This is a genomic window from Amycolatopsis sp. NPDC031561 (genome assembly GCF_055580625.1).
In genome coordinates this window covers 215946-230034 of record NZ_JBVILA010000013.1, presented here as the reverse complement: position 1 = coordinate 230034, position 14089 = coordinate 215946, and the positions used below count along the sequence as shown (strand labels likewise).

Sequence of the window (14089 nt, the reverse complement as noted above, 5' to 3'; positions counted from 1 at the left end):
CGCTTTGCGACGGGGGTCGTGAGTGGCAATGCTGGTTCTAACCCTCTTTGCCACTCACGACCCCCCGTCACGAAGCACGCAAAGCGCCCAAACCGCGCAACTGCACCGTGAAAAGTGTCCCTTAAGGACAGTCAAGGCTCCTCAGGTCTCTCGGGGGAGCCTGCCCCCGCCACATTTGACTTACCCCTCAATAACCCGAAACGCCACTCACGACCGAGAAGCCACCCGGTCACTCCTTCAGCGCGAGGGCGATCGAGTCGGCGATCGGTGTGGTGGGCCTGCCGATCAGGCGGCCGAGTTCGCCGTCGGTGCCCGCCAGTTCGCCCTTCTCGATGGCCACCTCCATACCGGTCAGGAGCGCGGCGATCGGCGCGGGGAGCCCGGCGTGGCCGGTCAGGATGTCAGAGAAGGCGTCCACCGAAACGGGCTTGTAGACGATTTCACCGCCGGTCTGCCTGCTCAACTCGGCCGCGAGCTCGGCGAAACCCCAGGCGGTGTCGCCGCTGAGCTCGTACGCCGTGTTCTCGTGACCCTCACCGGTGAGCACCGCGACCGCGGCGGCGGCGTAGTCGGCCCGGGCAGCGGAGGCCACGCGGCCTTCGCCGGCGGCCTGGGTGACGGTGGAGGTCTGGAGCATCGGGGCGAGCCGCTCGGTGTAGTTCTCGTTGTACCAACCATTGCGCAGGAACACATACGGCAGACCGGACTCGAGGATCGCGGCCTCGGTGCCCCGGTGGTCGTCCGCGAGCGCGGCGGTCAGAGCGCCGGGCGCGCTGGTGTACGCGAACAGCGCGACTCCGGCGGCACGCGCGGCGTCGAGGACGATCTTGTGCTGCCCGACGCGGCCCTTGTCGAACTCGGTGCCGGAAATGAGGAGCACCTTGTCGCCCGCGGCGAACAGGCCGTCGAAGGTCTCGGGGTCGTTGTAGTCGGCGATCGCGATCCGCACGCCTCGGGCGGCGAAGGCGGCCGCTTTCTCCCTGCTGCGGACGACGGCGGTGATCTGCCCGGCCGGGACCTTCTCCAACAAGCCCTCGAGGACAAATCGGCCGAGGCTTCCGGTGGCGCCGGTGACGACGATGCTCATGCTCGTACTTTCTCCTTCAAGGTCGGTTCACCAACCTTGACCCGCACACTCTCCTTTGGGAAGTACCCACCTTGAAGTAAGGTACTGGCATGGACGTAAGTGAGATGTCGCTCGTGGACCGCGTCCGGCTCGCCGGCGGCGACACGATGTGCCCCCAGCGCCTCGTACTCGAACACCTCACCAGCCGGTGGGGCACGCTCGTCCTCATCGCGCTCCTGGACCGTCCCTACCGCTTCAACGAGCTGCGCCGTCAGATCGGCAAGGTCAGCGAGAAGATGCTCGCCCAGACCCTCCAGACCTTGGAACGGGACGGGCTGGTCCACCGCGACGCCAAACCCGTGATCCCGCCCCGGGTCGACTACTCCCTCACCGACCTCGGCAATGAGGCCGCGGACCAGATCTGCGGCCTCGCCCGGTGGACCGACCGGCGTTTGAGTGCCGTCCAGAAGGCACGTGAGGAATACGACACCGCGAAGGCGAGCCTCCACTGAGGACAGTGTCCTCAGTGGAGGTTCATCTTTCTCCGTCAGCCGGCCATATTCGCGCCCAAGGCGCCTTCCTTGGAGGTCGCGACCGCGACTTTGATGCCGGGGACGATCTCGCTCACCTTCGGTTGTGCCGCGTCGTCGGCAAGAGGTTCCTTCTTCAGGTCCTCGCGCATCTTTTTGAGCGCCTGTTCGAGGCTTTGCTGCAAGGTGCCCTCGCTCGGCGACTCGTCGGCCTTCCGCGAGACGACACCCGTTCGAATCCACAGTCCCTTTTGCTGGGGCAGGTTGACCTGGAAGACGACGTCGTTTCGCTTGACTCCGTTCTCTTCTACCGGCACCACGGTGATCGTGGAGAGGTCGATGGAGATGGACGCCGCCTCCGGCCCCGATCCGGCCAGGCCCAGCTGGCGCTGGTCGAGACCGAAAGGCGGCTTCGGGACTGATCCTGCCGCCGCGCGGGCAATGACGGCGGAGGCGTAGGCTATCTCGGCTTTGATCTTGAACCATGCGGCTTGACTGGCCGGTGGTGGTTTGCGTCGTCCGTCCAAGAACGCCCCGACACCACCCGCCGGATCGACCGAACGGCCGTTCAGCTTGCGATCGTAGGCGGGCATGGACAGGCTGCCGTTTCCGAGACTCGTGCCGGTTTCCAGCGAGGTCGGCGAGACCACGGCGTAGGACATGTTCTTCTGGCTGAGCAGGCTCGTGATCTCGTCGGAGTGAGCCGCGCCGACGTTCATGGCGATCGGCGCGCACTCACCCACGCGCACCGTCGCGATTCCGGCCGTCACCTCGGCCATCGTGGAACTCCGCCGGGTGGACACCTCGAAGAAGTTCCGGGCGGCCTGGAGGTCTTTGCGGTACTCCGAGACGTCGGCACCGACTTGGGCGGCCTTCTCCTCGAGTTCGGCGCCGAGCCGCTGCATCTCCCCGGTGGACACCACGGGCGTTTTCCGTTCCAAGAGCTCATGCCGTTCCTTGGTCCACGGGCTCGAGCTGATGATGAACTTGATCGCCTCCTCTTTCTTGTCCTGCTTGAGGAGCGCTTCCGCTTGCGTGGCCTGGCCGTCCGTCATGGACAGCACGGCGATGGCCACCAGATACGAGGTGTAGGCGCGGGTGGCCGAGGTCGACAGCTCGATATCGTGCTCGGACGCGTGTTCGATCGGCTGCAACTGAAAGCCGGGCAGAGCCATCGCCGCGAACTCCGCGGCGCTGACCTCGCCTTGCCTCAGTAACTGCAATGCCACGGCGGTCCGGTGCCGAGGGTCCGGTTTCGCGGCGAACCAGGCGAGATCCGGCCGGGGCTTTTCGATGACGCCTCCCTCCACCGCAAGATTCCGCAGATTGGCGGAGTGGTACAGGCGGTTGAGCATCATGGCGATTTCCACCTGCCCGATCCGCGACGCGTGCTGCTCGTCGAACACGACCACGAAGGGGCGGCTGTTTCCCTTGGTGGCGCCGGGTTTCCCGACCTCGGCATAGGTGTCCGGGCCCACTGAGTACGGCGTCTTGTCTCTCAGACACGCGGGTTCCGCCTGAGGCGGCTCCGCAGGAGCGCCGCACCCGGTTGTTCCGGTGCAGAGAAGGATCGCCGTCGCGACGACGACTTTCGTCCTCCGTGCCCGGATTCGGTGTTCCATGGAGTGAATCTCCTTTATTCGAATGGCTCCTGCCACGCGTCAAGAGCGTCCCGGATCGCGAGCCGCTCGATCGGATAGCGTGGATTCAGAGTTTTGAGGGCTTCCTGCGCGGCGGAGGTACCCAGCCGCCCCAGTGCCACGATGATCCGAAGGCTCACATCGGGATCGAAGGTCTCCAGGAATCCTCGCCGCAGCACCGGTACGGCGTTTTCGAAACGGCCGCTGCCCAGCGCGTCCGCGGCCGTGATCTGCTCTTCGACGCTTCCGGACAGCAGGTCCGCCTCCATCGCCCGAGCGGACGCTTGGGACGCGGCCCAGCGGACGGGACTGAATTCCTTCAACAGGGTCACGGCGAACGCGGCGGCGTTACACGACGCCTGTTCCTGCCAGCCGGTGCGGTCGGTCGCTTCCTTCCGGCCGTCGGCGTAGTCGCTGATCCCCCGGATGACCACCATCGGCAGCGAATCGTTCAAATGGCCCGCGACCGCCGCCCCGGACCCCTCCATTTCGATCGCCGCGGCGTCGTCGTAATGCTTCTTGCACAATCGCGCGAGTGACGACTCGGCCGAATCCAGGACGACTTCGCCGGAGGCGAGCGCGCGCACAACCGCTCTCGCCTCGGCCCGCCGTCTGTCGGGACGCGCGTTTCGCCAGGAACCGCTTCCGGCGACCCGTTCCGCCCGCTGGAGATGACCGTGGTCGAGCTGCCAGGTGACGGGGCGGGGCTGAAATCCGGTGTCGTTCTCCATGCCACTGTGGATCGCGTAGATCTTCTTGGCCACCACCACATCGCCGAGCGCGAGGTCGAGGTGCAGCCGGCCCGCCACCCCGACGAACAGCGCCATATCCGGCCGGTAGAACGAAATCGCGCGCTCCGCCAGGGCCGCCGCGGACGAGTTTCCCTGCCCTGTCCTGGCGAGGGCTATTCGCCACGGCCCGCTTCTCAAGCGGCCGAGGGCGAAGATCGTGCCGGCGGGGTGGACCTGTTCCCGAACGTCGAGCAGATGTTCTCGCATCGCTTCGTACTCGACGGGTATGGCCGTCAGGACAACGGCGAGCGGAGCCGAATCGACCACAATGTCCTCATCAAGGATACGACCCCTTTTAGTCAATCTGACGATATTAGGCGATGATAGGACGAGGATCACTTGGCGTCAAGCTGACGAGAAGATAGAGTTCGGCCGTGCCCCCGAAGTCCAAGGATTCCTGGAAGATACCGAAGGTGGCGGTGGCCGTGGATCTCGCGGTCCTGACCGTCCGCGACGACGAACTGCAGATCCTGCTCATCGAGCGCGCCATCGCCCCCTTCCGTGGGAAGTTCGCCCTGCCCGGCGGATTCATCGCCTCCGAGCGGGAAGATCTCGACGTCGCGGCCGCACGCGAATTGGCCGAGGAAACCGGACTCGATGCGAATACGCTGCATCTGGAGCAGATGCGTACTTATGGTGCACCCGAACGGGATCCACGCGGCCGCGTGGTGACCGTCTGCTATCTCGCCGTCGTACCGGATCTTCCCCTGCCCACCGCGGGCGGGGACGCGCGGATGGCTCGGTGGACCCCGGTCGACGCCGTGCTCGGCGACAGCACGACCGTGGCCTTCGACCACCGATCGATCATCGCCGACGCCGTCGACCGGGCCCGCGGCAAACTCGAATACACTACTCTCGGCGCCGCCTTCTGCGCTTCCCCCTTCACCATCAGCGAACTGCGCCATGTGTACGAAACCGTCTGGGGCCACAAGATCGACCCCCGCAACTTCCACCGCAAGGTCACCGGCGTCGACGGTTTCCTCGTCGCCACCGGCGAGCGGACCACCCGCGACGGCGGACGCCCTGCCGCCCTCTATCGCCGGGGCGACGCCGTGGTCATGCACCCGCCCATCCTGCGCGTTTCGAAGCCGTGACCGACCACGCTTCGGGGTGAGACCGAGATGGCGGCGGCCGTGACGATCACCATCATCTGCCTGGCGATGGCCGCTGTCCTGTGGTGGAGCACTCGCCCGGCACGGCCACGGAGCCCGCGGGTCCTCGACGCCGTCGAGATCTCCCTGTACCGCGTGCGGCAGGCTGGGCCGGAGCGCCACCTCGGCATCGTCACCGGCGACCTGCGCCGGACACACTGCGCCCAGCTGTGGGTCAACCCGGAGAACACCGCGATGCGGATGTCCCGCGTCGACGAACTGTCCGTCTCGGCGATCATCCGTTACGAAGGCGCCTGTCGGGACACCGCGGGACGGATCACCGCCGATGTCGTCGCCGATGAACTCGAACGCCGCGTCGGCCCACGACGCCCCGTGCCCGCCGGAACGGCAATCATCACCGGACCGGGTGACTTGGCCCGGTTCGGAGTCCGCTATGTGGCGCATTCGGCCGCGGTACAAGGTGAGCCCGGCGGCGGTTATCGCCAGATTCGCGACGTCGGCCGATGCGTCACCGCGGTGCTCGCCGCGATCGACGGCGTCACCGATCCCACGCCGGTGCGGTCCGTGCTGTTCCCCTTGCTGGGCGCGGGACAGGGCGGTGGCGACCCCGCGTCCACCGCCCGGGCTCTGGTCGGCGCGACCATCGACTACTTCACCGCCACGCCCGCTTCGGCGATCACGGCCGTGTACCTGCTCGCGTACACCGACGTCGATCTGGCCGCTTGCCGGAAAGCCTGCGACCGCGCGAGTCTGTGGCCCTTGCCACCCGGCCCGGAGGGGCACCTCGGCGAACCGGCCCTCACGGCGGCGATGACCACGCCTCCGTATCGTCAGGTGCGCAAGACACTGCGGATCGGGCTCACCATCGACGTGGTCGGTTTCGGTGGCCGCTCCACCACCGGCCGCGAGAGGCTGGAGCATCGGATTCCGGCCTTGCTGCGCCGGACTCTGGCCGACGCCGGCACCGACCTCGACCAGATCGACCATCGATGGCACGGCGACGGCGCCTCGGTCTACCTTCCGAGTGACGCGGACCCCTCCCGAATGCTGACCGATCTCGTCGAGGCGACCGCTCGGCGGCTCGCCGAGGACAACCGGCTCCATGAAGACCGGATCAGGCTGCGCATGGCCGTGACGCTGGGGCTCCTCGGCCACAGCGGGACGACCGGCTACACCGGCCCGCTCGTCGTCGACCTCGCCAGGATGATCGACGCCCCTCCCCTGCGCCAGGCCGTCATCGACGAGCCGGACCGCGACCTCGTCGTGCTCGCGTCGGACCAGGTGTACTCCGCCGTCTTCCAGCCGGGAGACTTCGAGGCCACCGCCCGGTTCCGGCGCGTCGAGGTCGCGGTGAAGGAATTCACCGCGTCCGCGTGGCTGTGGGTGCCTGAGCCGGTGTGAAGCCGGAACCGGCTCACGGATAGCTGTCGCGAACGGCGAAGGTGACTTCGCCGACCAAAGCCCGCGCCGCGGCCAGGGCCTTGTGCAGACTGTCGATGTCGCAGTCCGTTCCGCGCTCCCGGAGCTCGATCAGGGAAACCGCACAGGTGAGCGCGCTGTCCACCGCGGCCATCAAGGGATCACCGGATAGTCGCAGCTCGCCCCGGGCCTGCTCGACGGCGTCGAGAGCCCGCTCTACCGCGCAGCCCGTTTCGACGAGTGTGTCCACTTGGCCGTTCATCACACTCCCACCAGAGCCATGACGCCTAGTCCCACCAGAATCACTCCTACCACCGAGTCCAACGATCTTTTGACCCGCGGCCGGTTCAAAATCGGATGGAGACTTCCGGCCGCGAACGCGAATCCGAACAACCACAGGGCGCTCACCGTGACGTAGATGGCGAAGAGCACGAGCTCGTCGCCCACGGCCGGCGTCGCCGAGCCCGGGAGGAACTGCGGAAGAATCGACAGGTAGAACAGGCCGATCTTCGGATTGAGGCAATTCATGAGCAGTCCGCGCATGAAGAACCCCGTCTTCCCGCGAGCGTCGCGTATCGGAGCGGCGCCCGCCGCGGCCGACATCGCGGAACGCAAGGCGTTGATCCCGAGCCAGATCAGATAGGCCGCGCCGATCACGGAGACGACCAGAAAGGCGACGCTGCCGTTGGCCAGCAGCGCGGACAACCCCACCACCGAGGCGATACCCCACAGGACGATGCCGAGCAGCACTCCTCCTGCGGCGCGCACCGCCGCCGGGCGTCCGGACGCGGCGCTCGTCTGGAGCAGCAACGCCTGGTCCGGCCCCGGCACGATGACGACGACCGCCGCCGCGGCTGTGAAAGAAAGAAGTGTAAGTGTCGTCAAAACTCCCCCGTTGTTCACTTGCAAGCTGCTACTAGAAATCGCGGTAGACCCATTCCAGAATGGCGACCGCACTGCCGTACTTCATCCGTGCCTGTTCCCAGGCGATCGAACGGTCTCCGTCGAGCACCGAACCCTTGACCTCGTCGCCGCGGTGCGCCGGCAGGTCGTGCATGAAGACCGCGTCCGGCCAGCGGGACATCACCGCGTCGTCCACATAGAACGGCCGGAAGTCCTCCCGCCAATCCGCACTCGGTTTCGCCGTACCAGTGGTCTGCCAGCGAGTCGTGTAAACGACGTCGACCGTTACGTCGACCGCATCGAGGTCGTGGGTCTCGACGATCCGGGAGCCCGAAGCCGCCGCCTTTTCCTGCAGCGAACGGAGCAGCGTGGCATCGAGCCCGTATCCCTTCGGGGTGGCGAAAACCACCGTGACACCACGATAAGTGCTCAGGATCTTTCCGAGTGCCACAGCCGTGTTGTTGCCTTCACCGACGTACAGCACGGACAAACCGTCCACACCGCCGAAGTGCCGGAGCATCGACGCCGCGTCGCAAACGCCCTGGGTCGGATGCTCTTGCGCGGCCATCGCGTTGACGACGGGAAGGTCGCCGCTGCGAGCCACGAGCCGCATGTCTTCGAGCGGGCCCGCGGTGCGCATGACCAGGCCGTCGAGCATCACGCCGAACATCCGGCCGGTGTCGTGCAGGGACTCCCCGGTGTTGAGCTGAAGATCGGCGGGGCCGTACGGGACGACCGAAGCCCCGAGCCGCAACGCGGCCGTCGTGAACGCTGTCCTCGTGCGAGTGGACGTCTTGGCGAAGTAGGTTCCGATCACCTTGCCGGACAGCCGTTGTTCCCACCGCTCCGGCCGGGCGAGCACGTCGACCGACCTGCCGACGATTTCGTGCAGCTCGCCGGGGTCGACATCGTCGAGAGAGAGAAAGCCAACCATGCGATCCTCCGTCCTCAGGTCAAAATCAGCGAATTGTCCACGACACTCGTCGAGCGCACTTCCGGAAATTCCAGATCCGCTCTCGCGGTCAGGTCCTTCGCTCGACGCCAGTTCTGTGAATAGATCGTGTCCTCGTAGCGTTCGCCGCCGTCAGGGCAGACGACGACCATGTGCTCGGCGCCGAAACCCTCGCGCATCCATCTCAGCGCCCCTGCCACGGTGGCCCCCGAGCTGCCGCCGACACGGACGCCCAGCTCACTCGCGACCCAGTCGCACGCGGCCACCGCGTCGCGCGCGGTCACCCGCACGTTCGGGCAGTCACGCCCGGAGACGAAGGACGAGCTCCGGCTCGCGCCGATTCCGTTGAGGCTGCGGGTCGCAGGCGGGCCGCCGAGCGCGATCGATCCCACTTCGTCCACCGCGATACACCGCCACGGCAGCCTGTTGCGCGTGACGTAGTCCGTGAACCCGCGCATGGTCCCGCCCGTCGACACGCCCAGGAAGACGTCGAGATCGTCGGAGGGAATGGCGGAGTGGATCTCCGGTGCCGTCCCTTCGGTGTGGGCACGAGGGTTGGCCGGGTTCTCGTACTGGTTCGGCCACACGAGCGTGTCCTCGACCGCCATCCGGTCGCGGATGTAGGCCAGCCGGGAGAGCAGGAATCCGCCTGTCTCGTCGGGATTCGTCACTTCCACGATCTTCGCGTCCGCGCTCCGCATCTGCCGCACGAGCATGCGCGACGTCCGCGGGTCGACGACGGCCGTGAACTCCACGCCGCAGATCTGGGAGTACCTGGCCAACGCGATCCCGAGATTTCCGGACGTCGACTCGATGATCCCACCGCAGAGCAGTCCCGTCTCGAAGATCGTGCCGAGCAAGGAGTACGCCACTCTGTCCTTGATGGACCCGAACGGGTTTTCCTGTTCCAGTTTCAACCAGAGATTCGTCGTTCTGCCGTGATAGCCCACCACCGCCTTCACCATCGGTGTTCTACCCGGCACAGGGCCGTGCAGTTCAACCAGCACCGTCTTTTCCTCCCCTGGGGCGTGTTTCATAAGTCTGTTCGATGGGCTTCGTGATCCAGGTGGTTCCTGGCGGTGCGGGCGGATCGGCCTCGTACCGGGTCGTACTCGGCCGTGTCCGCCCGTGCCGTCAGGGGCCGCCTGGGCGCGAAGACCGCGAACAGGGCTTATGAAACACGCCCTAGCACAGGCACCGTCACTACGTCCGGTCCGACCGGTCTCCATGGCCACCGTTCCTCGCCCAGATATGGCTGCCATCGCAGAACGGCTTCATCAAGGAACGTCCGCAACGGCAGATGGCGATGGTCTTGCGCTGTGGATCTATCGGCTCGTCGGTTTGGCTGCGCAGGTCGTAGTCTCCGCGGATGATGATCGGCCCGTCTTGGCACACCACGACCGTGGCCGGAGCGTGCTTCTGCACCACCGGCCCGGCGCTGGTGTCCCCTGCCGGCTCCCGGCCGTCCATCAGCTCGCCGCCACGGACGTCTTGCCGCGGAGGGAGGATTCGCCACGTTCCCAGGCCGACAGCATGTTCTCGTTGGCCCGTGCGCCCAGTTCGGCCGTCACGACTGCGCCGAAGACCAGATCGGACAACTCCCGCGGGTTCTCCCGCACGAATTTGCCGCACATGTCATAGGCGGCGAGCTGTTCGTGGACGGCGTCGGCCACGATGTGCTCTTGGAAGAACAGCCACGAATCGTCCGACCCGTTCAACCGCTGCAGGCCGTTCCGGAAATTCCGGTTCACATAATGCGAGCCGATTTCCGTGAGCGCCAGGTTTCCGAGCAGCGCACCCCGGTGACGCCCGTATGTTCCGAAATAGGATATCACGTTCACCGTCTCCAGTGAACAGGCCGGGACATCCTCGAAATACGAGCCGAATTCGGTGAGCATGCCGAGCTCGGCCAGGGTCAGTTCGAACAACTGGGAGTGCAGGCGGCCCGGGATCCCGCCGCCGTACTCGTCGGCCTGGATCTCCACCAGTGCCGGTTTTCCGCCGCCGCGCACCCGCGGGATGACGAGGCTGTGGTGGTCCGCTTCCATGAGGCTGTAGACGGACCGGTGCATGAGGAACTCCTGGAACTGCGCCATGGAGGCCTCTTGCTTGATGTAGCGCGAGAGAGACCGCCCCGGGCTCGGTTTCCCTAGTTCCATCAGGAACTCGGGAAGCTTCTCCACGTCCACCTCCGGGAGCGGGCCGGCGATTTCGCCGAGCTCGCGGGCGAAGCGGGTTTCGAGCCGCTTGCGCAACTCGACCAGAGAGGCGTCCCACTCCCAATATTGCGCGGTCTCTCCGAAGAGGCAGTACTGGGGTCCGTAACACAAGAACAAACTCAGTTGCAGGTCCTCGTCGGAGATGGCCTCCACCTCGGTCGCCGAAATGGCCTCCAAGACGGACTTGTCGTCACTCTCCGGCGGGCGCTGAAAAATACCGACAAGGATCTCGCTCACCGGACCGCGATGGTTGGGCAACCGCACCTGAACTCCCTGAATCAAAGACGGTGAATGGTCAACAGTGAAACTTTCGCCGGACGGCGAGCGCCCGGCTCAATTGAGCTCCAGAATCCGCCCGACGCCCGCACCGCTCGCCTGGCGCAGCACCGCGCCGAACAGTGCCACGTCGAGAATGCCGAGCCCGAAAGGATTCACGACGACGTAGCCGGCGTCGGACCTCTGGACGGTCGTGTCGCCGACGAGCAGCTCGCCGATCGTCGCGGTGACCGAGGGCAGGCCCTCATCGGCCTTCGCCGCGATTCGCCCGTCGTTGATCAGACGGCCCAACGGCCGCCGGGGATTCTCGATGATCAGCTGAAGGTCGTCGACGACGAGGGCGGAGGCGCCGACCAGGACCTCGTCGGTGAGGTCGCCGAGCGAGACGTTGACCAGGAGCGATCCGGGTCGCACCCACTCCGGCTGGACGTAGCCTTCGGCCACGGTGGTCAAGAACAACGCCACCTCGGCGTCTGCCATCGCATCGGCCGGCGTGGAGGCGACGGAGAACGAGACTTCCGGGTGCCGCAGGGCGAGCTCAGCGGCCAGGCTCTCGGCCACCGGCTGTCGCACGTCGTACAGCGTGATCCGGCTGAGCTCCGGGCATCGCGCGAGGAGCAGCGCGAGATGCACACGCGCCTGGGTTCCACATCCGACGGCGGCCAGCGAACGAGCCGCGCCGTACCCGACAGCCTCGACGGCGATCGCGGTCACGGCGGCCGTCCGCACGGCGCTGAGCACGCCGACCTCCATCACCGCGGTCACCCTGGCGGTCTGCGCGTCGAAGCAGAGACCCAGGCCACCGGCCCGTTCCAGGCCGAACTCCGGGTTCGACACACTGGCATTGATGATTTTCATGCCGTAGGCGCCTTCGGATCCCTGCTCCAGCACCGCACCCGGCATGCCGATCGACCGGCTGTAGGCGCCGAGCCGATTGGTCCAGGACAGATAGGCCTCACCGGGCAGGATCGTCCGGCCGTGGTGATGGCTCAGCAGCGCGCCCTTGACCGCGCCCACGACGTCGACCGTGGCCAGGCACTCCACGACGTCGGCGCGGCTGAGGAACCGCACCGACTCCGGCACCGGCTTCGCGAGCACGTCGGCGAGCCACAGGTTCTCCATCATTCCTCCGGTTCGTTCGGGCGACCCGGGTCGCCGGACGCGGTGATCACGAGTTCCATTGGCCCTGGTACCACTGCGCGAGACTCAAGACGGTTTCCAGCGGATTGCGCCGGAGCTGGGTGTCGAAGTAGCCGTCGGGCCTGCTCAGCAGCTCGCGGAGGGCGCCAGGGTCGACGACCTCCAGTGCCGGAGACCGGTTCTCCGCCAGGAGGGTGCCGACCCGGCGGCGCAGATCCTGTTCGTACCGGGTGTTGCCGGTGGTGGGATACGGACTCTTTTTCCGGCTCAGCACCGAATCGGGCAGCAGACCGGCCGCCGCGCCACGGAGAACGCTCTTTTCCCGGCCGTCGTAGGTCTTGATCTTCCACGGGATGTTGTGCACGTACTCGACCAGCCGGTGATCGCAGAACGGCACCCGCACCTCGAGACCGGCGGCCATGCTGAGCCGGTCCTTGCGATCCAGCAGGACTTGCAGCCAGCGCGTGAGATGCAGGTGGCTGAACTCGCGCATCCGCCGGTCCTGCGCGTCTTCTCCCGGCAGGTACTCGACTTCGCCGATCGCCTGCTGGTAGCTGTCGGCCCGGTACTCCCCGAATCGGGTGTGCTCACGGAACTCGGCGGTCAGCATCCCCTCGGGGACGAACTGCATGGTGCTGAGCCAGGGAAAGTCCGCGGTGCCGACGACCTTCGGGTCGTGGAACCAGTTGTACCCGCCGAAGACCTCGTCCGCGGACTCACCGGAGAGCGCGACGGTCGATTTGTCGCGAATGGCCGAGAAGAGAAGGTACAGCGAGGTGTCGACGTCGCCGAAGGTGAGCGGAAGGTCGTGCGCGCCGAGGACGACGTCCCGGTTGCCGTCCTCGATGAGGGCGTCTTCCGGCAGTTCGATGGTCCGGTGTGCCGTGCCGAGGTGTTCGGCGACCAGGAGGGCGTACGGATTGTCCCGTTCGGGCCGGAAGTCGCTGGCGCGGAAGTGGTCCGCGCTGCCGACGAAGTCGACGGAGAACGAGCGGACCGGGCCTTCTCCCGTGCTGTCGAGGATTTCCGTGGCCATGGCTGTCAGCACACTCGAGTCCAGACCGCCGGAAAGCAGGGTGCACAACGGAACGTCGGTGATCAGCTGCCGTCGCACGGTGTCGAAGAGCAGTTCGCGGACGTGGCTCACCGTCTCCGCGATGTCGTCCTCGTGCGGAGTGGTCGGCAAACTCCAGTACCGGGTCAGGTGGCTGCCGTTGTCGTCGATGGTGAGGACGTGCCCGGGCGGCACCTCGAACAGGTCGTGGAACGGGGTCACGCCGGGAGTCTTGATGAGCCCCAGCAGATCGGCGAGCCCCTGGTGATCCAGCCGGGCGGTGAACTCCGGGTGGGCCAGCACCGCCTTCGGCTCGGAAGCGAACAGCACCGCTTCGCCGAGCCGGGCGTGGTAAAGAGGTTTGATGCCCAGCCGGTCGCGGACCAGGAGCAGCTTCCGTTCGCGCGGATCCCACAACGCGAAGGCGAACATCCCGCTCAGCCGCTCGACGAAGCTCTCGCCCCACTCCAGGTAGGCGTTGAGCACCACTTCGGTGTCGCCGTGGGTCCGGAAGATGTGCCCGCGCCCGGCCAGTTCCGCCCTCAACTCGCGGAAGTTGTACACCTCGCCGCTGTAGCAGAGCACGGCATGCGGCCGGTCCGGCGGACCCGTGACCATCGGCTGCACACCCCGCTGCACGTCGAGGATGGCGAGCCGGCGGTGGCCGAGTCCCACGTGCCGATCAGTCCACAGCCCTTCGTCGTCCGGGCCGCGGCGGGCGAGCGTCCGGGTCATGCGTTCGAGGTCCGCTTCCTTCCACCCGATGGGATGCTCGAGATTGATCCAGCCTGCGATTCCGCACATGACGCTCCCTGTCTTAGAGGCATGCTGGGTCTGCTTGATGGGCTCTTACGCTGCACCGACGAGCCGTACACCCTCACGACACGTGCTATTGACTCGCGACCAGGCGCACGGAAGGGGGTGTTTCACCGACCATGGCGGCGATATAGTGCAGACGAACGCACGCCAACGACTGCCGGTAATTCA

At 66.4% G+C, this 14089-nt stretch carries 14 protein-coding genes; 3 read left to right on the top strand and 11 right to left on the bottom strand.

The genetic code is table 11. The features are described 5' to 3' along the window. Window positions 1-229: 229 nt before the first annotated feature. Entirely contained in the window at window positions 230-1087 is an 858-nt protein-coding gene (locus tag ACZ5IK_RS25380) for an SDR family oxidoreductase (RefSeq protein WP_465489937.1), read from the bottom strand. A gap of 89 nt (window positions 1088-1176) precedes the next feature. Between ACZ5IK_RS25380 and ACZ5IK_RS25375 the strand changes: the two genes are divergently transcribed. Next, entirely contained in the window at window positions 1177-1578 is a 402-nt protein-coding gene (locus ACZ5IK_RS25375; protein ID WP_465489936.1) for a winged helix-turn-helix transcriptional regulator, read from the top strand. Window positions 1579-1613: 35 nt separating this feature from the next. Here the strand turns inward: ACZ5IK_RS25375 and ACZ5IK_RS25370 are convergent, their stop codons facing one another. After that, window positions 1614-3074, bottom strand: coding sequence for a hypothetical protein (locus ACZ5IK_RS25370; protein WP_465489935.1), 1461 nt, complete (start codon window positions 3072-3074; stop codon window positions 1614-1616). A gap of 158 nt (window positions 3075-3232) precedes the next feature. Then, the gene (locus ACZ5IK_RS25365; RefSeq protein WP_465489934.1) at window positions 3233-4366 is read right to left on the bottom strand and encodes a phosphorylase family protein; all 1134 of its coding nucleotides are present in this window, start codon (window positions 4364-4366) and stop codon (window positions 3233-3235) included. A gap of 35 nt (window positions 4367-4401) precedes the next feature. Between ACZ5IK_RS25365 and ACZ5IK_RS25360 the strand changes: the two genes are divergently transcribed. Both ACZ5IK_RS25360 and ACZ5IK_RS25355 read left to right on the top strand, forming a co-directional pair. Beyond that, complete coding sequence (locus ACZ5IK_RS25360) at window positions 4402-5121, top strand: NUDIX hydrolase (protein ID WP_465489933.1); 720 nt, start codon at window positions 4402-4404, stop codon at window positions 5119-5121. 39 nt (window positions 5122-5160) lie between these two features. Continuing rightward, window positions 5161-6540 (top strand): macro domain-containing protein, encoded by a 1380-nt coding sequence (locus tag ACZ5IK_RS25355; RefSeq protein ID WP_465489932.1) that lies wholly within the window; start codon window positions 5161-5163, stop codon window positions 6538-6540. A gap of 13 nt (window positions 6541-6553) precedes the next feature. Here ACZ5IK_RS25355 and ACZ5IK_RS25350 read toward each other — a convergent pair whose 3' ends face one another. The 8 genes from ACZ5IK_RS25350 to asnB form a co-directional block, all read right to left on the bottom strand. Next, entirely contained in the window at window positions 6554-6820 is a 267-nt protein-coding gene (locus ACZ5IK_RS25350) for a hypothetical protein (protein ID WP_465489931.1), read from the bottom strand. Then, the gene (locus ACZ5IK_RS25345; RefSeq protein ID WP_465489930.1) at window positions 6820-7461 is read right to left on the bottom strand and encodes a LysE family translocator; all 642 of its coding nucleotides are present in this window, start codon (window positions 7459-7461) and stop codon (window positions 6820-6822) included. Before ACZ5IK_RS25345 ends, ACZ5IK_RS25350 begins: the two co-directional genes overlap by 1 nt. A 13-nt stretch (window positions 7462-7474) precedes the next feature. Next, a complete protein-coding gene (locus ACZ5IK_RS25340; protein ID WP_465489929.1) occupies window positions 7475-8395 on the bottom strand; it encodes an ornithine carbamoyltransferase in 921 nt (306 codons plus the stop codon). 14 nt (window positions 8396-8409) lie between these two features. After that, entirely contained in the window at window positions 8410-9420 is a 1011-nt protein-coding gene (locus ACZ5IK_RS25335; protein ID WP_465489928.1) for a pyridoxal-phosphate dependent enzyme, read from the bottom strand. 196 nt (window positions 9421-9616) lie between these two features. Continuing rightward, a complete protein-coding gene (locus ACZ5IK_RS25330) occupies window positions 9617-9883 on the bottom strand; it encodes a CDGSH iron-sulfur domain-containing protein (protein WP_465489927.1) in 267 nt (88 codons plus the stop codon). Next, on the bottom strand, window positions 9883-10896 hold the full coding sequence (locus ACZ5IK_RS25325; protein WP_465489926.1) for an iron-containing redox enzyme family protein: 1014 nt from the start codon (window positions 10894-10896) through the stop codon (window positions 9883-9885). Before ACZ5IK_RS25325 ends, ACZ5IK_RS25330 begins: the two co-directional genes overlap by 1 nt. Window positions 10897-10965: 69 nt before the next feature. Then, the gene (locus ACZ5IK_RS25320; RefSeq protein WP_465489925.1) at window positions 10966-12030 is read right to left on the bottom strand and encodes an ornithine cyclodeaminase; all 1065 of its coding nucleotides are present in this window, start codon (window positions 12028-12030) and stop codon (window positions 10966-10968) included. A gap of 46 nt (window positions 12031-12076) precedes the next feature. Continuing rightward, window positions 12077-13906, bottom strand: coding sequence for an asparagine synthase (glutamine-hydrolyzing) (gene asnB, locus ACZ5IK_RS25315; protein ID WP_465489924.1), 1830 nt, complete (start codon window positions 13904-13906; stop codon window positions 12077-12079). Window positions 13907-14089 lie beyond the last annotated feature (183 nt).

Bases quoted from the DNA above. Each gene is read 5' to 3' on its own strand.
- ACZ5IK_RS25350 (WP_465489931.1), bottom strand. From the start codon at position 6,820: ATGAACGGCCAAGTGGACACACTCGTCGAAACGGGCTGCGCGGTAGAG.
- ACZ5IK_RS25320 (WP_465489925.1), bottom strand. From the start codon at position 12,030: ATGGAGAACCTGTGGCTCGCCGACGTGCTCGCGAAGCCGGTGCCGGAG.
- asnB (WP_465489924.1), bottom strand. From the start codon at position 13,906: ATGTGCGGAATCGCAGGCTGGATCAATCTCGAGCATCCCATCGGGTGG.
- ACZ5IK_RS25375 (WP_465489936.1), top strand. From the start codon at position 1,177: ATGGACGTAAGTGAGATGTCGCTCGTGGACCGCGTCCGGCTCGCCGGC.
- ACZ5IK_RS25340 (WP_465489929.1), bottom strand. From the start codon at position 8,395: ATGGTTGGCTTTCTCTCTCTCGACGATGTCGACCCCGGCGAGCTGCAC.
- ACZ5IK_RS25380 (WP_465489937.1), bottom strand. From the start codon at position 1,087: ATGAGCATCGTCGTCACCGGCGCCACCGGAAGCCTCGGCCGATTTGTC.
- ACZ5IK_RS25330 (WP_465489927.1), bottom strand. From the start codon at position 9,883: ATGGACGGCCGGGAGCCGGCAGGGGACACCAGCGCCGGGCCGGTGGTG.